22 protein-coding genes are annotated in these 22,900 nt (G+C 66.8%); 1 reads left to right on the top strand and 21 read right to left on the bottom strand.

The window, feature by feature from the left end; genetic code table 11:
- Positions 1 to 2: 2 nt before the first annotated feature.
- The 4 genes from ctaD to MOX01_RS08680 form a co-directional block, all read right to left on the bottom strand.
- Positions 3 to 1,736, bottom strand: coding sequence for an aa3-type cytochrome oxidase subunit I (ctaD, locus tag MOX01_RS08695; protein WP_171011008.1), 1,734 nt, complete (start codon positions 1,734 to 1,736; stop codon positions 3 to 5).
- Positions 1,737 to 1,739: 3 nt separating this feature from the next.
- Positions 1,740 to 2,642 carry an aa3-type cytochrome oxidase subunit II gene (gene ctaC, locus MOX01_RS08690; protein ID WP_046749301.1) on the bottom strand — a complete coding sequence of 301 codons (903 nt, stop codon included), beginning with the start codon at positions 2,640 to 2,642 and terminating at the stop codon, positions 1,740 to 1,742.
- Between the two features lie 139 nt (positions 2,643 to 2,781).
- Positions 2,782 to 3,144, bottom strand: coding sequence for an iron-sulfur cluster insertion protein ErpA (erpA, locus tag MOX01_RS08685; protein ID WP_017830247.1), 363 nt, complete (start codon positions 3,142 to 3,144; stop codon positions 2,782 to 2,784).
- A 61-nt stretch (positions 3,145 to 3,205) separates the two neighbouring features.
- The gene (locus tag MOX01_RS08680) at positions 3,206 to 4,618 is read right to left on the bottom strand and encodes a dipeptidase (RefSeq protein WP_141369291.1); all 1,413 of its coding nucleotides are present in this window, start codon (positions 4,616 to 4,618) and stop codon (positions 3,206 to 3,208) included.
- A 46-nt stretch (positions 4,619 to 4,664) separates the two neighbouring features.
- On the opposite strand from MOX01_RS08680, the gene MOX01_RS08675 reads away from it, so the two are divergent.
- Positions 4,665 to 5,237, top strand: coding sequence for a DUF3043 domain-containing protein (locus MOX01_RS08675; protein ID WP_141369289.1), 573 nt, complete (start codon positions 4,665 to 4,667; stop codon positions 5,235 to 5,237).
- Here the strand turns inward: MOX01_RS08675 and MOX01_RS08670 are convergent.
- From MOX01_RS08670 to murC, 17 genes are all read right to left on the bottom strand, one after another.
- Positions 5,212 to 6,249 carry a quinone-dependent dihydroorotate dehydrogenase gene (locus MOX01_RS08670; protein ID WP_141369287.1) on the bottom strand — a complete coding sequence of 346 codons (1,038 nt, stop codon included), beginning with the start codon at positions 6,247 to 6,249 and terminating at the stop codon, positions 5,212 to 5,214. The genes MOX01_RS08675 and MOX01_RS08670 overlap by 26 nt on opposite strands.
- Positions 6,250 to 6,259: 10 nt before the next feature.
- The gene (gene nrdR / locus MOX01_RS08665; RefSeq protein ID WP_046749305.1) at positions 6,260 to 6,730 is read right to left on the bottom strand and encodes a transcriptional regulator NrdR; all 471 of its coding nucleotides are present in this window, start codon (positions 6,728 to 6,730) and stop codon (positions 6,260 to 6,262) included.
- A 10-nt stretch (positions 6,731 to 6,740) separates the two neighbouring features.
- Positions 6,741 to 8,045 carry a histidinol dehydrogenase gene (hisD, locus tag MOX01_RS08660; protein ID WP_141369286.1) on the bottom strand — a complete coding sequence of 435 codons (1,305 nt, stop codon included), beginning with the start codon at positions 8,043 to 8,045 and terminating at the stop codon, positions 6,741 to 6,743.
- Between the two features lie 2 nt (positions 8,046 to 8,047).
- The gene (locus MOX01_RS08655) at positions 8,048 to 9,277 is read right to left on the bottom strand and encodes a hypothetical protein (protein WP_141369284.1); all 1,230 of its coding nucleotides are present in this window, start codon (positions 9,275 to 9,277) and stop codon (positions 8,048 to 8,050) included.
- A 72-nt stretch (positions 9,278 to 9,349) separates the two neighbouring features.
- Positions 9,350 to 12,868 (bottom strand): DNA polymerase III subunit alpha, encoded by a 3,519-nt coding sequence (gene dnaE / locus MOX01_RS08650; RefSeq protein WP_058632806.1) that lies wholly within the window; start codon positions 12,866 to 12,868, stop codon positions 9,350 to 9,352.
- Between the two features lie 63 nt (positions 12,869 to 12,931).
- The gene (locus MOX01_RS08645) at positions 12,932 to 14,062 is read right to left on the bottom strand and encodes a hypothetical protein (protein WP_141369282.1); all 1,131 of its coding nucleotides are present in this window, start codon (positions 14,060 to 14,062) and stop codon (positions 12,932 to 12,934) included.
- Positions 14,055 to 14,642 carry an RNA polymerase sigma factor gene (locus MOX01_RS08640; RefSeq protein WP_141369280.1) on the bottom strand — a complete coding sequence of 196 codons (588 nt, stop codon included), beginning with the start codon at positions 14,640 to 14,642 and terminating at the stop codon, positions 14,055 to 14,057. Before MOX01_RS08640 ends, MOX01_RS08645 begins: the two co-directional genes overlap by 8 nt.
- Before the next feature lie 31 nt (positions 14,643 to 14,673).
- Positions 14,674 to 15,273, bottom strand: a complete 600-nt coding sequence (locus MOX01_RS08635; RefSeq protein WP_141369278.1) for a GNAT family N-acetyltransferase — start codon at positions 15,271 to 15,273, stop codon at positions 14,674 to 14,676.
- 50 nt (positions 15,274 to 15,323) lie between these two features.
- A complete protein-coding gene (locus MOX01_RS08630) occupies positions 15,324 to 16,244 on the bottom strand; it encodes an RluA family pseudouridine synthase (RefSeq protein ID WP_046749314.1) in 921 nt (306 codons plus the stop codon).
- A gap of 2 nt (positions 16,245 to 16,246) precedes the next feature.
- On the bottom strand, positions 16,247 to 16,921 hold the full coding sequence (gene lspA / locus MOX01_RS08625; RefSeq protein WP_082682713.1) for a signal peptidase II: 675 nt from the start codon (positions 16,919 to 16,921) through the stop codon (positions 16,247 to 16,249).
- Between the two features lie 9 nt (positions 16,922 to 16,930).
- The gene (locus tag MOX01_RS08620; protein ID WP_058632802.1) at positions 16,931 to 17,521 is read right to left on the bottom strand and encodes a DivIVA domain-containing protein; all 591 of its coding nucleotides are present in this window, start codon (positions 17,519 to 17,521) and stop codon (positions 16,931 to 16,933) included.
- Positions 17,522 to 17,702: 181 nt separating this feature from the next.
- Entirely contained in the window at positions 17,703 to 18,002 is a 300-nt protein-coding gene (locus tag MOX01_RS08615) for a YggT family protein (protein WP_046749317.1), read from the bottom strand.
- A gap of 3 nt (positions 18,003 to 18,005) precedes the next feature.
- The gene (locus MOX01_RS08610; protein ID WP_046749318.1) at positions 18,006 to 18,479 is read right to left on the bottom strand and encodes a cell division protein SepF; all 474 of its coding nucleotides are present in this window, start codon (positions 18,477 to 18,479) and stop codon (positions 18,006 to 18,008) included.
- A 43-nt stretch (positions 18,480 to 18,522) separates the two neighbouring features.
- Positions 18,523 to 19,230, bottom strand: a complete 708-nt coding sequence (locus tag MOX01_RS08605) for a YggS family pyridoxal phosphate-dependent enzyme (protein ID WP_082682712.1) — start codon at positions 19,228 to 19,230, stop codon at positions 18,523 to 18,525.
- Complete coding sequence (gene ftsZ / locus MOX01_RS08600; protein WP_046749319.1) at positions 19,227 to 20,369, bottom strand: cell division protein FtsZ; 1,143 nt, start codon at positions 20,367 to 20,369, stop codon at positions 19,227 to 19,229. Before ftsZ ends, MOX01_RS08605 begins: the two co-directional genes overlap by 4 nt.
- A 164-nt stretch (positions 20,370 to 20,533) precedes the next feature.
- Entirely contained in the window at positions 20,534 to 21,466 is a 933-nt protein-coding gene (locus MOX01_RS08595; RefSeq protein WP_141369276.1) for a cell division protein FtsQ/DivIB, read from the bottom strand.
- Positions 21,467 to 21,469: 3 nt separating this feature from the next.
- Positions 21,470 to 22,870 carry a UDP-N-acetylmuramate--L-alanine ligase gene (murC, locus tag MOX01_RS08590; protein WP_058632800.1) on the bottom strand — a complete coding sequence of 467 codons (1,401 nt, stop codon included), beginning with the start codon at positions 22,868 to 22,870 and terminating at the stop codon, positions 21,470 to 21,472.
- Positions 22,871 to 22,900: the final 30 nt, after the last annotated feature.

The raw sequence follows: 22,900 nt of genomic DNA, 5'->3' as shown, positions 1-22,900 counted from the left end.
ACTTAGTGGGCCTCTCGCTCGCCGGGAGCCGTCGTGGCGAACTCCGCAGCTTCCGGGTGATTCAGGTCGAACGCAGGACGCTCGCTGCGAATGCGCGGGATCGACGTGAAGTTGTGTCGCGGCGGCGGGCAGGACGTCGCCCACTCGAGCGATCCGCCGTAGCCCCACGGGTCGTTGACCGTGACCTTCGGAGCCTTGCGTGCCGTGATCCAGACGTTCAGGAAGAACGGCAGCATCGAGGCACCGAGGATGATGGCACCGATCGTCGACACCTGGTTCTGCCAGGTCCAGCCGTCGGCCTCCGAGTAGTCGGCGTAACGACGCACCATGCCGTCGACACCCAGCCAGTGCTGGATGAGGAACGTCATGTGGAAGCCGATGAACAGCAGCCAGAAGTGCACGTAGCCGAGACGCTCGTTCAGCATGCGTCCTGTCCACTTGGGCCACCAGAAGTAGAAGCCGGCGAACATGGCGAACACCACGGTTCCGAACACCACGTAGTGGAAGTGGGCGACGACGAAGTACGAGTCGGAAAGGGCGAAGTCCAGCGGCGGAGCCGCGAGGATGACACCCGTCAGACCACCGAAGACGAACGAGACGAGGAAGCCGAGTGCGAAGACCATCGGCGTCTCGAAGGTCACCGAACCTCGCCAGAGCGTACCGATCCAGTTGAAGATCTTCACACCCGTCGGCACAGCGATGAGCATGGTCATCAGAGCGAAGAACGGCAGCAGGACCGAGCCCGTCACGTACATGTGGTGAGCCCACACGGCGACGGACAGCGCCGCGATGGCGATCGTCGCGTAGACGAGGGTCTTGTATCCGAAGATCGGCTTGCGGCTGAACACCGGGAAGATCTCGGAGACGATGCCGAAGAACGGCAGCGCGATGATGTAGACCTCAGGGTGTCCGAAGAACCAGAACAGGTGCTGCCAGAGCAGGACTCCGCCGTTGGCCGGGTCGTAGATGTGCGCACCGAGGATACGGTCTGCAGCAGCAGCGAAGATGGCCGCGGCCAGCACCGGGAACGCCATCAGGATGAGCAGGCTCGTGATGAGCGTGTTCCACGAGAAGATCGGCATGCGCCACATGGTCATACCGGGCGCACGCATCGTGATGATCGTGGTGATGAAGTTGACGGCACCGAGGATGGTACCGAAACCGGAGATGCCGAGACCGACCATCCAGAGGTTTCCACCTGCGCCAGGCGAGAACGACGCTCCCGCCAGCGGCTGGTACGCGAACCATCCGAAGGAGGCCGCGCCCTGCGGGGTCAGGAAGCCGGCGACGGCGATCGTGGAGCCGAAGAGGAAGAGCCAGAAGGCGAAGGCGTTCAGACGCGGGAAGGCGACGTCAGGGGCACCGATCTGCAGCGGCAGGATGGCGTTGGCGAACCCGGCGAACAGCGGCGTCGCGAACATCAGCAGCATGATCGTGCCGTGCATCGTGAAGAGCTGGTTGTACTGCTCCTTCGTCGGGATGATCTGCATGCCCGGCGCGAACAGCTCTGCACGGATGACGAGAGCCATCACACCGCCGAGGAGGAAGAACATCACCGACGCGATCAGGTACATGTACCCGATCGTCTTGTGGTCGGTGGAGGTGATCCACTTGACGACGATGTTGCCCTTCTGCTCGACGCGCGAGGAGCTCATGAGAGCGGCCTGGCGTGCGGGCAGAGTGCTGGGACGCGAGCGGGGGGACTCGTCGGTACGGGGAGCTTCTGTGGTCGACATGGCTTACTCCCCTCCTTCCTCGGTGTCGGTCTTCGGGGTGGTCCCCGGCAGGTTCGCGAGACGGTCGTACGCACCGGTGATGTCGCCGGTGTTGCCCTTCTCCTCGAGCGATGCCACGTAGGCGTCGTAGTCGCTCTGGGAGACCACCTTCACGTTGAAGAGCATCATGGAGTGGTACTCACCGCAGAGCTCGGCGCACTTGCCGGCGTACTCGCCCTCTCGAGTCGGGATGAACGACCAGGAGTTGTCCTTCCCGATGAACATGTCCTTCTTGTACAGGAAGTCGATGATCCAGAAGGAGTGGATGACGTCGCGCGACTGAAGGTTGATCGTGACCTTCTTGTCGACGGGCAGCACCAGGGTCGGCAGCTGTGCCTGGTCGATGTTGCCGTCCTTGTCGGGCTGCGCCTGGACGCCCATCGTCCAGACGGCGTCGGAGTTGTCCTCCTCCTCGCCGTCGTACTGGAAGTCCCAGGCCCACTGCTTCGCGATCGCGGTGATCTCGACGTCGGGGTCGTCCCACTTCGCCTCGATCTCGGACTGGTCGCGAGCCGTGAAGAAGAACATGCCCAGCACGAGGATGAGCGGCACGATCGTGTAGAAGATCTCGATCGGCATGTTGTAGCGCATCTGCACCGGGAGGCCGGTCTGGCCCTTGCGGCGGCGGTAGGCGATCGCAGCCCAGGCCATCAGGCCCCAGGTGATGATGCCGACCGCGAGGAGCACGATCCAGGAGTTGACCCAGAGCGACGAGACGCGCTCGGTCTGGTTGGTGGCTGCGGGACCACCCTCCACGAAGCCCGGAAGAAAGCCGTTCAGCTCGGTGGGAGAGCATCCCGCCAGGGCCAAGGCTGCCGCAACTCCCACAGGGAGGGCGGCCCAACGAAGGCTGCGTTTCGAGGGCACGATGCACCTTTCAGATCGCGAACAGAGCACACCCAAGTCTAGGGCAACCTCACACCTGATTCATGCCATCCACGCAGGTAGTGAAACCAGAACGGCCGCCGTCACCAGCGGTGACGGCGGCCGTGTGCACGGCGCGGGATCAGTGGAAGCTGTCGCCGCAGGCGCAGCTTCCCGCCGCGTTGGGGTTGTCGATCGTGAAGCCCTGCTCGGAGATCGTGTCCTTGAAGTCGATCGCCGCACCGTCGAGGTACGGGACGCTCATGTTGTCGATGATGACCTCCACGCCGTCGAAGTCGACGGTCTCGTCACCCTCGAGGTAGCGCTCGTCGAAGTACAGCTGGTAGATCAGGCCCGAGCATCCGCCCGGCTGCACGGCAACGCGCAGCCGCAGATCGTCGCGGCCCTCCTGCTCCAGGAGGTTCTTCACCTTGGTGGCAGCAGCGTCGGTCAGGGTGACGCCGTGTGCGCGGGTGGTCTCTGGGGAGAGTGTGGTGTCGCTCATGTCGCTCCTTGTGACGGGCCGCGGGTGCACGGCTTCTCGGACGATTCTACCGCCGCTGATCTCAGACGGCTCCGCGTTCTTCGTCATTCATGCGGGCGAGCAGCAACGCCTCGGTCGCGATCGCATGGCGGAAGGTGTCGAGATGCAGCGACTCGTTGGGACTGTGTGCGCGCGAGTGCGGGTCCTCGACACCGGTGACCAGGATCTGCGCGTCGGGGAACTCCCGCACGAGGTCCGCGATGAACGGGATCGAGCCGCCCACTCCGAGGTCTACGGGAGGCACCCCGTAGCCGTCGCGCATGGCGTCGCGGGTGAGGGCGACAGCCCAGCCGCTGGTGTCGACGAGGAAGCCGTCACCGAGGTCGATGTCGGAGAAGGTGATGTCTGCTCCGAACGGCGCGTGCGCGCGGAGATGACTCTCGAGAGCGTCGTAGGCCTCCCTGCCGGTCTGGCCCGGTGCCACCCGCGCGCTGATGACCACCGTCACCTCGGGGAGCAGGGTGTTGGAGGCCGCCGCCACACTGGTGGCATCGATCCCGATGACCGTCACCGAGGGCTTGTTCCAGATCCGGCTGAGGATGGTGCCGCCGCCGATCGGCGTGGTGCCGGGCAGCAGGCCCGCCTCGTCTCGCAGCGTCGCCTCGGTGTATTCGGGAGTGGGAGCGTCCCGCTCGGTCATGCCCTCGACCGCGACCGAACCGTCGGCGTTCCACAGTGTGGAGAGCAGTGTGACAGTCGCCATCATCGCATCGGGCACGGCGCCGCCGAACATGCCGGAGTGCGAAGCGTGGTCGAGGGTGCGCACACGCATCGTGAAGCGCGCATTGCCACGGAGCGAGACCGTGAGCCCCGGGGTCACGGAGTCCCAGTTACCGGAGTCCGCCACGACGATCGCGTCCGCGCGGAGAGCGTCCTTGTTGTCGGAGAGGAACTGCGCGAACGAGCGGGAGCCGTACTCCTCCTCCCCCTCGATGAACATCGCGATGCCGAGGTCGAGATCGTCGCCCAGCACCTCGCTGACCGCGCGGATCGAGGCGATGTGCGACATGATGCCGGCCTTGTCGTCCGCCGCCCCACGGCCGTAGAGACGCCCGTCACGCACCGTCGGCTCGAACGGCGGAGTCTCCCACAGGGCATCATCCCCCGGAGGCTGCACGTCGTGGTGGGCGTAGAGCAGGATCGTCGGCTTGCCGTTGCGCGCGGCACGCGTGGCGAGCACAGCCGGCTGTCCCTGCTCGTCTGTCCCGGGGATCGCGGCGCGGAGCACGCGCACCTCGTCGAACACACCGGTGCCGGATGCCAGCGCGGCGACAGCCTCTGCGCTGCGTTCCAGCTGCGTCTGATCGAACGCCGGCCAGGCCATGCCGGGGATGCGCACCAGGTGGCCGAGATCCGACAGCGCAGAGGGGATCCCGGTCGCCACCGCCTCGAGGACGGCGGCGTCGGACTCACGGGGAGGAACAGGAGAGGTCATGCGAGTAATCTTAAGGTGATCCCCCACCGGCGAACCGAGGAACTCCGTGTCCACTACTCCTACCTCCCCTTCCACGAACGACGACGCACCCGAGACGACCTCCGTCGGCAAGGGGCGCGCGACGCCGAGCCGTGCGGAGCAGGAGGCAGCTCGTCGCCGGCCCCTCGTCGCCAACACCAAAGAGGCGAAGGCGGCGGCCAAGGCGGAGCTCAATGAGCGCCGTGCCCGCGCGCAGGCAGGCATGGCCGCCGGTGAGGAGAAGTACCTCCCGGTTCGCGACAAGGGCCCGCAGCGCCGCTGGGTCCGCGACTACGTGGACGCGGGGTGGCACCCGGCCGAGTTCGTGATGGGTGTGATGGTGCTGGTCATCCTCGCCTCGCTGGTGCCGGCGAACACGGCCATCTCCTTCTACGCCTACATCGTGATGATGGGCTACCTCGTGATCGCGATCGGCGGCATGGTCCTGCTCGGCATGCGGGTCAAGCGCAAGGCGGCCGCGAAGTTCGGCAAGGACCGACTCGAGCGCGGCCTCGGCTGGTACGCCGCGATGCGCGCGCTGCAGATGCGCTTCATGCGTCTGCCGAAGCCGCAGGTCAAGCGCGGCCAGTACCCCGCCTGAGCAGTCCCCTGTTGATCTCGCGACCCCAGAACGGGCCGCGGTAGAGGAACGCCGTATAGCCCTGCACGAGCGTCGCACCTGCGTCGATGCGCTCCTGCACGTCCGAAGCGGTCTCCACTCCCCCGACCGCGATGACGCAGAAATCTGCGGGAACCGCGTCGCGCACGACGCGCAGCACTTCGAGGGACCGCTTCTTCAGCGGCGCCCCGGAGAGCCCACCCGCTCCCGCGGCCTCGACGGTCGCCGCATCCGTACGCAGCCCGTCTCGACTGATCGTCGTGTTGTGGGCGATGATCCCCGCCAGCCCCTCGGCGACGGCCAACTGTGCGATCGCCGTGATCTCATCATCCGGGAGGTCAGGCGCGATCTTCACGAGAAGTGGCGTGCTGCCGGAGGCTTCCCTGACCGCGCGAAGAAGCGGCGAGAGCGTCTCGACAGCCTGCAGGCCGCGCAGCCCCGGCGTGTTCGGTGACGACACGTTGACGGCCAGATAGTCGGCGAGCGGAGCGAGGCGCGTCGCCGAAGCCACATAGTCGGCGGTCGCGTCTTCGACGTCGACGACACGGCTCTTGCCGATGTTGACGCCGATGATCGTGTCGGGCGCGCCACGCCGCAGGCGCGCGAGTCGACGAGCGGCGGCATCCGCTCCCGCGTTGTTGAAGCCCATCCGATTGATCACGGCCCGGTCTTCGACGAGACGGAACAGCCGCGGCTTGGGGTTTCCCTCCTGAGGGATCGCCGTCACGGTGCCCACTTCCACGTGCCCGAACCCCAGCGCGGCGAGTCCCCGCACGCCCACCGCGTTCTTGTCGAACCCCGCAGCGACACCGAACGGCGAGGGGAAGGTGAGACCGAGGGCTTCGACCTGAAGCGACGGATCCGGTCGAGTGAGAGCCCGCGTCGCCCAGGAGAACGGAGGCGCCCCGAGCACACGGATCACCGCCATGCCGGCGTGGTGGGCGAACTCGGGGTCGAAGCGCGACAGGACAGCGCGAAAGAGCAGCGGATACATCCCTGCCAGATTACCGCTCCGCGGACTCCCGCTTCGTGTGGTCGGCGCGCAGGTCGGTGATGGCGGACTCGAAGTCCTCGAGCGAATCGAACGCCTGATAGACGCTGGCGAACCGCAGGAACGCGACCTCGTCAAGCTCGCGCAACGGTCCCAGGATGGCCAGACCGATCTCGTTCGTGTCGAGCTGCGAGACGCCGGTCTGCCGCACGGCCTCTTCCACGCGTTGAGCGAGCACCGCGAGGTCTCCCTCGGTGACCGGACGTCCCTGGCACGCCTTGCGCACGCCCGTGATGACCTTCTCCCGACTGAACGGCTCCATCACCCCGGAACGCTTGATGACGTTGAGGCTCGCCGTCTCCGTCGTGGTGAACCTGCCACCGCACTCCGGGCACTGTCGACGACGCCTGATCGAGAGTCCGTCATCGCTGGTGCGTGAATCGATGACGCGGGAATCGGGGTGTCGACAGAAGGGGCAGTGCATCTGACCGATCCTACGCGGTGAAACGCGCCTCGATCGCTTCGCCGTGGGCAGGAAGCACCTCGGTTTCGGCCAGGGCGACGACTCCAGCCCGCACAGCCGCCAGGGCAGCTCTGTCGTAGGAGATCACCTGCTGCGGGCGAAGGAAGGTGTACGAGCCGAGACCCGGGGCATAGCGCGCCTGCCCTCCAGTCGGCAGGACGTGATTGCTGCCTGCCATGTAGTCCCCGAGGCTGACGGGGGTCTGGTCGCCGACGAACACGGCCCCGGCGCTGGTGAAGGCCGCGGCAGCCTGCTCGGCGTCGACGAGGTGGAGTTCGAGGTGCTCCGGTGCGTAGGCGTTGCTGAAGGCGGTGGCCATGTCGCGATCGTCGACGACGACGATCGCGGACTGCGGCCCCGACAGCGCGGCCGCGACACGTTCGCTGTGGCGCGTGCCGGCGGCGATGCGCTCCACTTCGGCGGCCACCTTCTCGGCCAGATCCGCCGCGTCAGTCACGAGCACCGCCGATGCCTGCTCGTCGTGCTCCGCCTGGCTGACGAGGTCTGCGGCGATGAGCCGAGGATCCGCGTAGGCGTCGGCGACGACGAGGATCTCCGTGGCCCCGGCTTCCGAGTCCGTTCCGACGACGCCGGCGACGGCGCGCTTGGCGGAAGCGACGTAATTGTTCCCCGGACCCGAGACGACGTCGACAGGGTCGAGGTCGAGCGACGGCACTCCGTGGGCCAGCGCGCCGATCGCGCCGGCGCCACCCATCGCGTACACCTCGGTCACACCCAGCAACGCGGCCGCCGCGAGGATCGTCGGGTGGATTCGTCCGCCCTGGTCCGACTGCGGCGGCGATGCCAGGGCGATCTCCTGGACACCGGCGACCTGTGCCGGCACGACGTTCATGACCACGCTCGACGGATACACGGCTTTGCCGCCGGGGATGTAGACCCCCACGCGGTGCACCGGCTGCCAGCGCTGCGTGATGACGGCCCCTTCCCCGATGTGCGTCACCTGCGTCGCGGGAACCTGGGCTGCCGACGCGAGGCGCACGCGACGGATCGCCTCCTCGAGCGCACTCCGCACCTCCGGCGCGAGCTCTTCCAACGCCGTGATGAGGTGATCGGCGGGCACGCGCACTGCGTGTTCCGTGACTCCGTCGAATCGTTCGGCCTGCTCCCGAAGAGCCGCCTCACCGCGCTCGCGCACGTCGTCGACGATGCGCGCTGCGGTGTCCAGCGCTTCGGCTCTGGCCTGCGTTGCCCTGGGGACGGCGGCGAGCATGCCCGCGGGCGAGAGCTCGCGCCCTCGCAGATCGATCGTGCGCATTGTCAACCCTTCGTGATGTCGGAGATGTCGTGGAGGTAGCCGATCCGTCCGTCGTCATGTCGGACGACGAACGCACCCCCACGGTCCTCGATCACGAGAGCCCACGCGCTCGGGCCGATGCGGAAGAGCGGCTCTCCACGCTCGTCGTGGACGTCGCGCTCGGACGGCGCGAGGATCCAGAACGGCTGGGCTGCGGGCGCCGTCGCTCGGGGATTCGTCGCCTCGAGGTCGGCGTCCGTGACGCCCTCCAGGATCAGCGGCTCCGGCTCTTCCTCGGCCGTGCTCGTCTCATACGTCGCCGCTGTCTCGAGCAGCGACTCGATGCTCCCGGTATCCGAGACGATCTCCGGCTCCTGGTTGCGGGAGCGACGTGAGTACGAGGGAACGTAGTCCTCGTCGGACTCCTCCGGCGTGGTGCCGATCCCGCCACCGGACGCGTGTGCCGTGAGCGGCACCTGCTCGGCGAGGTCGAAGCGAGCGATCTCGTCCGTGGCCTGGTGGCCCGACAGCTCGACATCGCGGTCGATGACGAGAGGAAGAGCCGAGCTGTCGACGATGACGTCGGTCTGCGTCTCGGACTCCTCAGACACCTCGAGCTCGTCGGAGGTCGCAGGTCCGCGCGACGGCTCTTCGACCGTGTCGGTGATCGCGGGCTCGGGACGCGGTCGCGCGATCACGGGACGAACGGGGTTCGCATTGCGGTGTGCGAGCGTCACGAGACGCCCGTGGAAGTCTTCCTTGAGACCCGGGATGATCGGGGCGAACACCGTGAGGACGACGAGCGCCACAGAGGTGATGGCCAGGGCGACTCCGTTCCACGGAAGGGTCCAGACGCCACCGGAGACGAGCGCGGAGATCGCGAGCCACAGGCTGCCGATCCAGACCACGGCGGACACGGAGAACGCGACAGAGGCGAACTGATCGATGCCGAGTGAGCCGACCCGGCGGATGCCGTCGGGCGAGAATCGGCGGAGCACCAGAAGGAACACGGCGACGGTGGGCAGCGCGATCGGAAGCACCCACTGGATTCCGACGCCCCAGAGCGAGAGGTCGCCGATGAGCGGGAAGAACGAGAACACGAACGAAAGCAGCCACACGCCCACGATCAGCAGCTCGCGCAGCGTGAACCCGAGGATTCCGAACTCCGGCGTGACCTCTTCGTCGTAGAGGACACCGTCGTCGTCGCTGAAGACCTCGTCCTCAGGATCCGTTTCGGGGAGATCCGTGCTCATGCGTGGTCCTTTCGTCACGGGGCTCGACGGGTGGTTTCGTCGTGCTGCCGACGGCTCACGATCCTACCCCGCTCACCCCAGACAGGTGGGCCCGAGCAGCGACTTGAGGTCACCGAACAGATCCGCGGACACCTTGACGGGCATCGGCACCTCGAAGACCTTCGCCGTGCCGCCCCGGTGCACGCGGAGCACCACCTCGGTGTCTCCGTTGTGGCGCCGGAGCACCTCCGCGAGTTCCATCATCACCCGCTCGGTCGCCCGCTGCTCGGCGAGGACGAGTGCCAACGGACCGGCCGCGTCGAAAGAGCCCACGTCGGGAGCGAACGCCGACTGCGCGTGCAGGTTGAGCCCGTCGTCGCGCCTGGACACGCGCCCGCGCACGGCGAGGATCGCGTCCTGCTGCAGCGTGTGCTGGAACTCGGTGTACGTCTTTCCCATGAACATCACGGTGACCTCACCGTTGAAGTCCTCTACGGTGATCATGCCGTACGGGTTTCCGCTCGCCTTGGCCACGCGGTGCTGCACGCTGGTCACGAGTCCGGCCACCGTCACCTGGTCGCCGTCCTGCAGGTCTTCGGAGTTGTTCAGATCGTTGATCGAGATCGACGCATGCTTCGCGAGCGGTACCTCGAGTCCGGCGAGAGGGTGGTCCGACACGTAGAGCCCGAGCATCTCCCGCTCGAACGCGAGCTTGTCCTTCTTGACCCACTCGGGTCTGGCCGGGACCTTCGCCGGCGCGACCTCTTCGGTCCCGTCGTACAGGCTGTCGAAGTCGAAGCCGATCGCCCCCTGGGCCTCGTTGCGCTTGCGGTCGACCGCCGCCTCGACCGCATCTTCGTGCACCTCGTACAGCGCGCGACGGGTGTCTCCCATGGAGTCGAACGCGCCCGCCTTGATCAGGGACTCGACGGTGCGCTTGTTCGAGACGTGCAGAGGAACCTTCTCGAGGAAGTGATGGAACGAGGTGAAGCGCTCGTCCTTGCGGGCCTTGACGATGCCCTCGACGACGTTGCTGCCGACGTTGCGCACGGCTCCGAGGCCGAAGCGGATGTCGTCGCCCACGGCGGCGAAGAAGTTGATCGAGTCGGAGACGTCGGGCGGGAGCACCTTGATGCCCATCCGACGGCACTCGTTCAGGTACAGCGCCATCTTGTCCTTGGAGTCGCCGACGCTGGTGAGCAGCGCCGCCATGTACTCGGCGGGATAGTGCGCCTTGAGGTATGCGGTCCAGTACGACACCAGGCCGTACGCGGCGGAGTGCGCTTTGTTGAACGCGTAGTCCGAGAAGGGCAGCAGGATGTCCCACAGGGCCTTGATCGCCGCCTCGCCGAAGCCGCGTTCCTTCATACCGCCGGCGAAACCCTCGTACTGCTTGTCCAGCTCGGACTTCTTCTTCTTGCCCATGGCACGACGGAGGATGTCTGCCTGTCCGAGGCTGAAGCCGGCGACCGCCTGAGCGATGGCCATGACCTGCTCCTGGTAGATGATGAGCCCGTAGGACTCCTGCAGGATCTCGGCGAGAGGCGCTTCCAGTTCGGGATGGATCGGAGTGATCTCCTGCAGGCCGTTCTTGCGCAGGGCGTAGTTCGTGTGCGAGTTGGCGCCCATGGGCCCCGGACGATACAGGGCGATGAGTGCCGAGATGTCGCCGAAGTTGTCGGGCTTCATCAGCCGCATCAAGGAACGCAGAGGCGGACTGTCGAGCTGGAACACACCGAGGGTGTCTCCGCGGGCGAGCAGCTGGTACACGCCGGGGTCGTCGAGGCCGAGGTGCTCGAGGTCGAGTTCCTCACCTCGGTTGGTGCGGATGTTGTCGAGCGCGTCGGAGATGATCGTGAGGTTGCGGAGCCCCAGGAAGTCCATCTTGATCAGACCGAGCGACTCGCACGACGGGTAGTCGAACTGCGTGACGATCTGGCCGTCCTGCTCACGGCGCATGATCGGGATGATGTCGAGCAACGGGTCGGACGACATGATCACACCGGCGGCGTGCACGCCCCACTGACGCTTCAGGCCCTCGAGACCCAGCGCACGGTCGAAGACGGTCTTCGCCTCCGGATCGGTCTCGATCAGGGTGCGGAACTCGCTCGCCTCCTTGTACCGCGGGTGCGCCGAGTCGAACATGCCGTCGAGGGGCATGTCCTTGCCCATCACGGGCGGCGGCATCGCCTTGGTGAGACGCTCTCCCATGCTGAACGGGAACCCGAGCACGCGCCCGGCGTCCTTCAGCGCCTGCTTGGACTTGATGGTGCCGTACGTGACGATCTGCGCGACGCGCTCGGAGCCGTACTTCTCGGTGACGTAGTCGATGACCTCGCCACGGCGCCGGTCATCGAAGTCGACGTCGAAGTCGGGCATCGATACACGGTCGGGGTTGAGGAATCGCTCGAAGATCAGTCCGTGCTCGAGCGGATCGAGGTCGGTGATCCTCATCGCGTACGCGACCATCGATCCGGCACCGGAGCCACGGCCGGGACCGACCCGGATGCCGTTGTCCTTCGCCCAGTTGATGAAGTCGGCGACGACCAGGAAGTACCCGGGGAACCCCATCTGCAGGATGATGCCGGTCTCGTACTCGGCCTGCTTGCGCACCTTGTCGGGGATGCCACCCGGGTAGCGGTAGTGGAGCCCCGCCTCGACCTCTTTGATGAGCCAGCTGTCCTCGGTCTCGCCGTCCGGCACCGGGAATCGCGGCATGTAGTTCGCGGAGGTGTTGAACTCCACCTCGCACCGCTCGGCGATCAGCAGCGTGTTGTCGCATGCTTCCGGGTGGTCTCGGAAGAGCTGCCGCATCTCGGCCGCTGTCTTGATGTAGTAGCCGTCGCCGTCGAACTTGAACCGGTTGGGGTCGTCCATCGTCGACCCAGACTGCACGCACAGGAGAGCCTCGTGCGCGTCGGCCTCGTGCTGGTGCGTGTAGTGCGAGTCGTTGGTGGCGACCAGGGGGATGTTCAGGTCCTTCGACAGACGGAGCAGGTCGGTCATGACACGCCGCTCGATCGACAGGCCGTGGTCCATGATCTCGGCGAAGTAGTTCTCCTTGCCGAAGATGTCCTGGAACTCGGCCGCCGCCGCGCGCGCCGCGTCGTACTGTCCCAGTCGCAGACGTGTCTGGATCTCCCCCGAAGGGCAGCCTGTCGTGGCGATGAGTCCCTTGCCGTAGGTCTGGAGCAGCTCGCGGTCCATACGCGGCTTGAAGTAGTACCCCTCCATGCTCGATCTCGAGCTGATGCGGAAGAGGTTGTGCATGCCCTCGGTGCTCTGGCTCCACATCGTCATGTGGGTGTACGCGCCGGAACCCGAGACATCATCGCTCTTCTGGTCGGGCGAGCCCCACTGCACGCGAGTCTTGTCGCTGCGGTGGGTACCGGGGGTCATGTACGCCTCGAGCCCGATGATGGGCTTGATGCCGGCGTTTCGTGCGGCGTTGTAGAACTCGAAGGCCGCGAAGGTGTTGCCGTGATCGGTGACGGCGATCGCGGGCATGCCGTATTCGGCAGCCGCCTGGGTCATCGCATTGATCTTCGCCGCACCGTCGAGCATCGAGTATTCGCTGTGCACGTGCAGGTGGACGAAAGAGTCGGATGCCATGCCTTCGAGTCTACGGCGGGGCCCCGACACCGGAGGTCGGTGTCGGGGCCCCGTCGAGACTCGTCACGGCAAGGTATCGACCACACTCGTCTCGAAGGTCATCCGGACGTCCGGCACGTCACTCGGGATCACCCCTTCGCCGACCGAACTTGTGTCGGTGATCTCGGTCACGAGCCCCGTCGCCATCTCGATCGTCACCGTGAAGCGCCTCAGCGATGTCTCCGCAGTCGCGGACGAGCCGAGCTGCGAGTCGAACGTGACCACCCGTTCGCCGTTGAGTTCGGCACCCACCGTCGACCCGGGGAGCAAGCTGAGTGCGCGGTACATCGACGCCCGCAGCTCCGGGTCCCCGACGTTGTGCGAGAGCAGTCCGATGATCAGCCACCCGACCTTTCCATCGGCCCAGCCCTGCTCGTCCGGGCCCAGGTGGTCGCGGATCCAGCCGATCATGGCGTCGGGGTCACGTGGCATCGACTCGAAGAACCACAGGACGTCTTCGACGCCGCCCTCGGACAACCGGGGGGCGGCCGAGGCGAACAACGAGACGGCCGGCCCGTAGCCCTGCATCGCCGCACTCTGCTCCGCATGCCCCTGCGTCTGATCGCCGTAGACGCTGCCTGCGACCGGAGCGCCCCACTCTCCGTACCACTGCGAACGCAGATCTGCAGGCGAGTAGTCGGCGCCACTGCGACTGATCACCCAGCCACTCGACGCCGCAGCTCGCGAGACACTGTAGCCAGGTTGCCCGGCTGTATCGAGATCGGCGTCGAACACGCCCAACGACTCCGTCGTCCAAGCACGGCGCTGATACTGCCCGGGAGCAAGCTGGGGCGGCGCGAATCCCGCCGCGGAGTTCGCAGCTCCCAGCAGCGCCTCAGGCCCTGTCATCGGAGTGGCTGTGGGGGTCGGCACCCGGCTCGGCACGAGCTCGGAACCAGGCGCACGTGTCGGCACCGCTTCCACCGTCGGTGCGGGGGCTGGCGCGGCGATGCCGCTCATCACGAGCACCCCGGTGGTGACCGCAGCCACCGCGCCGAGCGAGGCTGCGGCTATCAGCCACGACCTTCGCGCTCCTCGAGCACGTGCCGGCCTGCGCTCACCTTCGATCGCGGTCAGGAGAACGGCTCGCGCGGCCGCGATGTTCTCCTCAGCGCCGTCGATGTCGGGCCTGGTCTGCTGGGCCTTCTCAAACATGTCCAAGGGTCTCCCCCTTCTGCTGCTGCTCGAATGCCTGGATCCTTCGGGTGGAGTCCAGCCGTGTGCGGACCCTGTTCAGGCGCGATCGCACCGTTCCCACCGGTACGGCGAGTGCGACGGCGATCTCCTCGTATGTCAGCCCCTGCCACGCGTAGAGCAGGAGCGTCTCCCTGTCCTTTGGGGCGAGTGCCGCGATCCGCGTTTTCAAGGATTGGACTTCGCGCTCGGCGTCGACCCGCGACATCGCGTCGTCCAGACCTCCGAGCGACGAATGATCCTGCTGAGAGACGGACGCTGCGAAAGACCTCCAGTGTTTCGCTTCCACTGCACGATGGCGGCGGATCAGGCGCGAGGCTATGCCGAGGAGCCACGGCGCCGCCGACTCGACGTCCGTGTCGAAATCGGCTCGGCGGCGGAATGCGACGAGGAACGTCTCGCTCAGGACGTCTTCCGCCGCGTGCCCGCCGATGCGATACGTGGCGAAGGCGTTGACGGCGCGCGCGTGTCTGTCGAAGAGCTCGGCGAACACCGCCGGATGCTGAAGAGATCGCTGGATGATCTCGCTGTCTGTGGTCACGCTATGTATTGGCCGTGCGCCGCAGAGCGGTTCACGGTTTCTTCGACGACGTCGACGATGCTCCGAGTTCGAGCCGCATCAGGACTCGGGGGAACCCGTCCAGTACGGACCGGGTGTCGGCGGCCCTCTCGAACCCCGCGCTTTCGAACAGCGACCGAGTGCCGACGTATGCCATCGTCAAGTTCACCTTCTCGTCGCCGTTGTCGACGGGGTACCCCTCGATCGCCGGGGCTCCGCGCTCCCTCGCGTAGGCGACTGCGCCCTCGACGAGTGCATGCGTGATCCCCTGCTTCCGGTACCCAGGGCGAACCCGGAAGCACCACAGCGACCAGACGTCGAGGTCGTCGACGTGCGGGATCAGCCGGTTTCGGGCGAAGCTCGTCTCACGACGCGGCTGGAGGGCCGCCCATCCGACCGGTTCCCCGTCCAGGTACGCGATCACTCCGGGAGGAGGATCCTGATGGCAGAGTTCACGCACGCGATCGGCACGGGCCTGACCCCTCAGCGCAACATTCTCCTTGTTTCCGATGCGATAGCTCAGGCAGAAGCACACGTTCGATGTCGGCTTCCTCGGCCCGACGAGTGTGGCGACGTCGTCGAAATCGGTCGCGGGACGAACCTCGATGGTCATGCGCCCAGTGTCGCGCACCTCACGGACACACGTCCGGCGAGACACGGGGATCATTCCCCGCGCAGCACATCCAGAGCGTGCTCGAAATCCGCGGGATAGGGAGACTCGAACTGCACCCAGTCACCCGTCGTCGGGTGCGCGAAAGCGAGCTGATGCGCATGCAGCCACTGGCGGGTGAGCCCCAGCCGCGCCGACAGCGTCGGGTCGGCGCCGTACAGGGGGTCGCCGACGCACGGGTGCCGGTGCGCAGCCATGTGCACGCGGATCTGATGCGTGCGGCCGGTCTCGAGGTGGATCTCGAGCAGCGATGCGCCGGGAAAAGCCTCGAGGGTCTCGTAGTGCGTGACGGACGGCTTCCCATCCGGGACGACGGCGAACTTCCAGGAGTGATTGGGGTGGCGCCCGATCGGAGCGTCGATCGTGCCGGCGAGCGGGTCCGGGTGCCCCTGGACGACCGCGTGATAGATCTTCTCGACCGTGCGGTCCTTGAACGCCTGCTTCAGCACCGTGTAGGCGTGCTCCGACTTCGCCACGACCATCAGGCCGCTCGTGCCCACGTCCAGCCGGTGCACCACGCCCTGGCGCTCCGGCGCTCCGCTGGTCGAGACACGGAAGCCCGCCGCGGCGAGGGCACCGACGACGGTGGGCCCCTCCCAGCCGAGGGAAGGATGAGCGGCGACGCCCGTCGGCTTGTCGACGACGACGATGTCGTCATCGTCGTAGACGATGCCGAGCTCCGGCACCGCGATCGGGACGATCTTCGGCGCCTCCTTCGGCTGCCATTCGATGTCGAGCCAGCCGCCTCCTCGCAAGCGATCGGACTTGTCGAGCGTGACGCCGTCGAGACGCACTCCCCCGGCGGCGGCGACGTCAGCAGCGAAGGTGCGGGAGAAACCCATCAGCTTCGCCAGGGCCGCATCGACACGCGAGCCGTCGAGACCGTCGGGTACAGGCAGTGACCGCGACTCCACGGTCAACGTCCCTCCGCCGCGGGTGCCGCGCCCTCCGAAGGCGTGTCGTCATCGACCTTTCGCAGGGGCGCCGCGTCGGCTGCGTCGACCATGTCGTCATCGGTGTCGGTCGCCTCGACCGCCGCTGCAGCCTCGGCCTCGGCCTCCGTCTGCACGAGCTGGTGATCGCGTTCCCGCGTCCCGTCGAAGCGCAGGCCGACCACGACGAGCAGCGCCACGGAGATCATCCCCGTCACGATGAAGACGTCCGCGACGTTGAAGATCGCCGGCATCATCCACGGCATCGAGATCATGTCGACGACATGTCCCATAGGGAAGCCGGGCTCGCGGAAAAGACGGTCGCTGAGATTGCCGAGCACTCCGCCGAGAAGGCAACCGAGAACGACAGCCCACAGCCGGGACTTCAGACCGAATGCCTTCCAGACGATCACGCCTGCCACGACCGCGAGGGCGATGGTGAAGATCCACGTGACTTCGGACCCGAGCGAGAAAGCAGCTCCGGGATTGCGCACGTAATACAGCTGAAGGAACTCGCCGAGCACGGGGACCGGCTCCTGATAGGGCAGGTTCTCGATGGTGAGGTACTTCACAAACTGATCGGCGGCCAGCACGAGCGCTGCGAGAATCGCAACGATCGCGCCGGCCGCCGACCGAGGAAGGGGACGGCGTCCTGACAAGAGGGCGCCTTACAGACCGATCGCGGAGACGGGGGTCGAGTCCGTGGAGGTCGACTTCTCGTCGAGCTCGCGGAGCTGGCCCTCGATGTAGCCGCGCAGCTGCGAGCGGTAGTCGCGCTCGAAGTTGCGGAGCTCGGTGATCCGAGCCTCGAGCGTGTTGCGCTCGCGCTCGAGACGTGCGGTCTCTTCGCGCTGCTTGGCCTCGGCCTCGGTGCGGATGCGAGCCACCTCGGTCTCAGCCTCGGAGATGAGCTGGTTGCGCTTGGCCTCGCCCTCGGCCACGTGCTCGTCGTGCAGACGCTGCGCGAGCTCGATGATGCCGGCGGTGGCGGTCGCGGATCCGGTCGGAGCCGGCTCTGCCGGAGCCTCGGCGACAGGAGCGGCGGCGGGGGCCTCGGCAGCGGGAGCGGCGGCCTCAGGGGCAGCACCGGACTCGTACGCGGCCAGCTTGGCCTTCAGCTCGACGTTCTCCTCGAGAGCCTTGCGCCACTCGATGACGATCTCGTCGAGGAAGTCGTCCACCTCGTCCGGGTCGAAGCCGTCCTTGAAGCGGACGTGCTGGAACTGCTTGGTGACGACGTCATCCGGGGTAAGTGCCATGGGTGGCTCCTCTTTCGATGAGTTCGATTGCCAGTATCGATGTATGGCGTGGTCGTGATGTGGCGCGAACCCGGGGCGCGCACCTGGGTGCCAGCATAGCCCCCGCGCATCGGTGCCGCGATGTCACGACACTCAGAGAGCGGGAACTCACCGCAGCCGGAACACGGGACACGCCGGAGATTCAGCGGACGAACAGTCGGACGATGTTCATCAGAATCAGGACGATCAGCAGTGTGAGTGCGAACCCGAAGTCGAGCGACAGCGAGCCGATCCGCAGCGGTGGGATGATCCGTCGGAAGAACCGGATGGGGGGATCGGTGAGCGTGTAGACCGCCTCGGCGGCGACGAGGCCGAAGCCCTTGGGCCTCCATTCCCGATTGAACATCGGGATGTAGTCCAGGATCAGCCGTGCGAAGAGCACGATGACGTACAGGAGGAGCACCAGATGAACGATGCTCGCGAGGACCGAGACCAGCTGCACGGGCTACGACTGGTCGAAGCTCGCAGACTCGGCGTCTGCGTGTGCGATGCCCCCGTGACCCGAGACCGCGATGTTCTCCGGCGACAGCAGGAACACCTTCGAGGTCACGCGCTCGATCCGGCCGTAGAGGCCGAGCGAGAGCCCACTCGCGAAGTCGATGAGGCGACGCGCATCGGCATCGCTCATCTGCGAGAGGTTGATGATGACCGGGACACCCTCGCGGAAGCTCTCCGCGATCAACTGGGCGTCACGGTACTGCTTCGGGTGGACGGTGAGGATCTCGTTCACGGCTCCTGCAGACGGCTGGCGGACGGCGACGGGGCGGCGAAGCGGCGTGACGGGGGCCGGTGCCGGCTCCTCGCGGTCACGATCGCGTTCGCGGTGAGCGCGGGCGGGCGCCTGCGCTTCTTCTTCGTAGACCTCTTCCTCGTCGGCGAGGCCGAGATACACCATGGTCTTCTTCAGTGGGTTACCCATCGTGTCCTCCGGTTCGAACGTGTCGGGCTGGTCTGTTCACAGGTTAACCCCGGTCAGGCCGGGGGCCGGTGATTGCGGAACCGATCCGCAGGTGTGTCGCGCCGGCGGCGATCGCCTCGACGAAGTCCCCCGTCATCCCGGCAGAGATCCACGATGCCGAAGGGTCGATCGCACGGACGCTCTCCGCGATGCCGTGCAATCGTGCGAAGGCGGAGGCAGGCTCCTCGTCGAGCGGCGCCACCGCCATCACGCCGCGCAGGCGCAACGACGGCAGCGAGAGGACGTGCTCCGCGAGAGCGACCGCCTGCGCCGGCGCCGCTCCCCCGCGGCCGGGATCGTCGGTGAGGTTGATCTGCACCAGCACATCGAGCTGATCGTCATCATCGGCCGCGCGGTGCAGGGCGTCGGCGAAGCGGTCGCGATCGACCGAATGCACGACTGACGCGCTCCGTCGGATCGCACTCGCCTTGTTGGTCTGGCCCTGGCCGATGAAATGCCATCGCAGATCCAGCTCGGTGAGCTCGCTCTCCTTCGCCGACAGCTCCTGCTGACGGTTCTCGCCGACGTCGCGCACTCCGAGCTCGTGCAGATCACGCACCAGCGACGCCGGATGGAACTTCGTCACCACGATCCTGGTGATCTCGTCGTGATTGCGTCCCACGGCTTGCGCGGCTGCGGCGATCCTGTCATCGATCGCCGACAGCCGCGCAGCTAGAGGCGCGAGCCCAGGGCCGTCGACCGGAGAGGTCACTTCAGGAATTCAGGGATGTCGATGTCGTCGTCCGCGAAAGCCGGCTCGATGCTGGTGGTCGGGACGCGCTGCTGGATCGGCTCGGGCTTGACCGGCTCAGGCTTGTTGTCCGTCTCCTCGTCGAGCGCCACCTCGGGGAGCGGAGTCGTCGAGGGCCGGGAGACGACCATCGGGTCCAGCCGCAGCGAGGGCTCACCGCCGTCGAAGCCTGCTGCGATCACGGTCACGCGCACCTCGTCGCCGAGCGTGTCGTCGATGACGGTACCGAAGATGATGTTTGCCTCGGGGTGAGCGGCTTCCTTGACGAGGTCTGCCGCGTCATGGATCTCGAAGATACCGAGGTTGGAACCACCCTGGATCGACAGCAGAACGCCGTGCGCACCCTCGATGCTCGCTTCGAGGAGCGGGGACTCCACAGCCAGCTCTGCGGCCTTGATCGCGCGATCTGCACCGCGAGCGGAGCCGATGCCCATGAGCGCGGAGCCTGCTCCCTGCATCACGGACTTGACGTCGGCGAAGTCGAGGTTGATGAGACCGGGGGTCGTGATGAGATCCGTGATGCCCTGCACACCGGCGAGGAGTACCTGGTCGGCCGTGGCGAACGCCTCGATCATCGAGATACCGCGGTCGCTGATCTCGAGGAGACGGTCGTTCGGCACCACGATGAGGGTGTCGACCTCTTCCTTGAGCTTGGAGACGCCGGCCTCAGCCTGGCTCTGGCGACGGCGACCCTCGAAGGAGAACGGCTTGGTCACGACACCGATGGTGAGGGCGCCGATGGACTTCGCGATGCGTGCCACGACGGGCGCACCGCCGGTTCCGGTACCGCCACCCTCTCCCGCCGTCACGAAGACCATGTCGGCCCCGGTCAGCGCCTGCTCGATCTCCTCGGCGTGGTCCTCGGCGGCACGACGCCCCACCTCGGGATCGGCACCTGCACCGAGACCGCGGGTGAGTTCACGGCCGACGTCGAGCTTGACGTCGGCGTCGCTCATGAGCAGCGCCTGCGCATCGGTGTTCACGGCGATGAACTCGACTCCGCGGAGGCCGAGATCGATCATGCGGTTCACGGCGTTGACGCCGCCACCGCCGACGCCGACGACCTTGATCACGGCGAGGTAGTTCTGGTTCTGGCTCATGGCCGGCCTCCGATTATTCGAGCCTGGAAGTGGGTGAACCTTAAACCTCAACTAGAGGTGTAAAGTATTTCCCGGTATTGCGTTCTCTTTGATCGAAGGTAAGCGCCGCCCGGCCGTGCACGCGCGAAGACACGGGCGTGTCGCCCCATTCCCGACGAAAGCACTCAGCCGACGACGGCGACTTCGGGAGACGTCACGTCGATCGAGCCCGCCGCCGGATTCGCCGCCATCGTCTTCGAGAGCACGACGGCCTTCAGCGCCGACTCCTCCGCACTCCCCCAGACCACCGTCAGCCCGCCGTTGAGGGTGAGGGTCACGTCGTCCGCCGTCGTCGCGCGGACGCCGGTCAGAGCGGCGCGGACGTCCGCGGGAAGGGTGCGCACGACGAGGCCAGCGCTCCGGAACGCCGCCGATTCGACACCCCCGACGACGTCGAGCACCGGCTGCCCTGCCGGCTGATCGGAGGTGGTCGAAAGGACCACGCCGGCGGCGTCCACCAGTGTGTAACCGGCGTCGGAGCGGAGCACGCCGACGGGAGTGCGCTCGACTATCCGCACGGTGAGGTCATGCGGCGGGCGCGCTTCGAGGGCGTATGTCTCGATGAGAGGGAAGCCCAGCAACGCGGCCTTCACCTTGCTGGAGTCGACCAGTGCGAGTGGAGTGCCGAGCTGATCCCCCAGTGCCGCCTCGATCGCGGCGGGATCGAGACTCGTGGCACCTTCGACGGTGATCTTCTGCACGGCGAACAGCGGACTGTACGCCGCGGCGACGCTGCCCCCGACCAGCAGCAGTGCGGCGCCGATGCTGCTCAACCAGACGATCCTCCGCCGCCGCGACCTCTGCGTGAAACGCCGGATCTCCGCACGAAGAGCCTTTCGACGCGCACGTGCCGCGCGCCAGACATCCATCGTCGACGTCGGCTGCGGGTCGCCGACCGAGGTGCTGTCCGGCTCCTCGCCGGGTGCCGGGTCAGGAGTCGACGGAGTGTCCTGACCGGCTCCGGGATCGCGTCGCCGCCGACGGGACCTCTCCTCCGGCGCGGCGTCCTTCTCGTCCGGAGACTCCGGGCTGGTCGGAAGCGGTGCGGGCCGGCGCATCGGCTACTCCTCGTCGGTCCGGCGCAGAGAGTCCAGGACCTGCGGGATGATCTGGTAGACGTTGCCGCACCCGAGCGTGACGACGAAGTCGCCGTCTCGCGCGACCGAGGCGGTGTAGTCGGCGGCCTGCTGCCAGTCTGCGACATAGTGGACGTGCGACGGGTCACGGAAGGCACCGCTGACGAGCTCGCCCGTGACACCGGGAACGGGGTCTTCTCTGGCCCCGTAGACGTCGAGCATCACGGTGTGGTCGGCGAACTGCTCCAGGACGTCGGCGAACTCCTGGTACATGTGCTGCGTGCGCGAGTAGGTGTGAGGCTGCTGGATCGCGATGATCCGACCGGACCCGGCGATGCTGCGCATGGCTTCGAGCGCTGCTCGCACCTCCGTGGGGTGGTGCGAGTAGTCGTCGTACACGGTGACCCCACGCTCGACGCCGTGCTGCTCGAGGCGACGCACCGTACCGGCGAAGCCCTCCACCGCGCGAACGGCGTCGGCGAGCGGATAGCCGAGGGCGCGGAGAACGGCGACGGCGCCGGCCGCATTGATCGCGTTGTGGATGCCGGGGACGGCGAGCTGCATGCGGGCGTGCTCGTCGCCGTGCGTCAGCGTGGCGGCGACCGGTCCCGCAGCCACGATGTCGGTGACGCGCACATCCGCGCCGTCTGCCTGCCCGAAGGTGAGCACGTTCGGGTGCGAAAGGCCCGCACCGACGCGCAGTGCGCCGGCGTCGTCGCTCGAGATCACCACGGCCTCGGTCGCGGCGTCCGCGAACTGCACGAACGCCTGATGGAAGGCTTCGTCGGAGCCGTAGTGGTCGAGGTGGTCGGGGTCGACGTTCGTGATGAGCGCCACAGCCGTGTCGTACAGGAGGAAGGTGCCATCGGACTCGTCTGCCTCGATGACGAAGAGGTCGCCGCTCCCGGTGGCGCTGGACACGCCGAGCTGCTCGATCACGCCGCCGTTGACGAAGTGCGGGTCGGCGTCGAGGTCGCGCAACGCCGTGACGATCATGCCCGTCGAGGTGGTCTTGCCGTGCGCACCCGCCACCGAGACGAGGCGCCGCGTGCCGATCAGCCAGTGCAGAGCCTGGGACCGGTGGATGACGTGGAGGCCCCGCTCCTTGGCGGTGACGAACTCGGGGTTCTCCGGCCAGATGGCGCCGGTGTGCACGACCGTGTCGGCATCACCGAGGTGGGCGGCATCATGACCGACGTGGACCGTCGCCCCCGCGGCGGCCAGCGCCCGCAGGTTGTCGCTGTCTGCGCGGTCGCTGCCGGACACGCGGATGCCCGCGTCGAGGAACATCTTGGCGAGTCCGCTCATCCCGGATCCACCGATGCCGATGAAGTGCGCGGAGGTGATCGTCTCAGGAATGGGGAGGGAGAGGTCGGGTCTGATCATGTCCGCTTCAGTCTACTTTTCTTCCGCTTC

It is taken from the genome of Microbacterium oxydans (assembly GCF_006540085.1).
GTDB classification, from domain to species: domain Bacteria; phylum Actinomycetota; class Actinomycetes; order Actinomycetales; family Microbacteriaceae; genus Microbacterium; species Microbacterium oxydans.
Note: the sequence above shows the minus strand (reverse complement) of the source record. Positions and strands in the feature narration are given on the sequence as shown.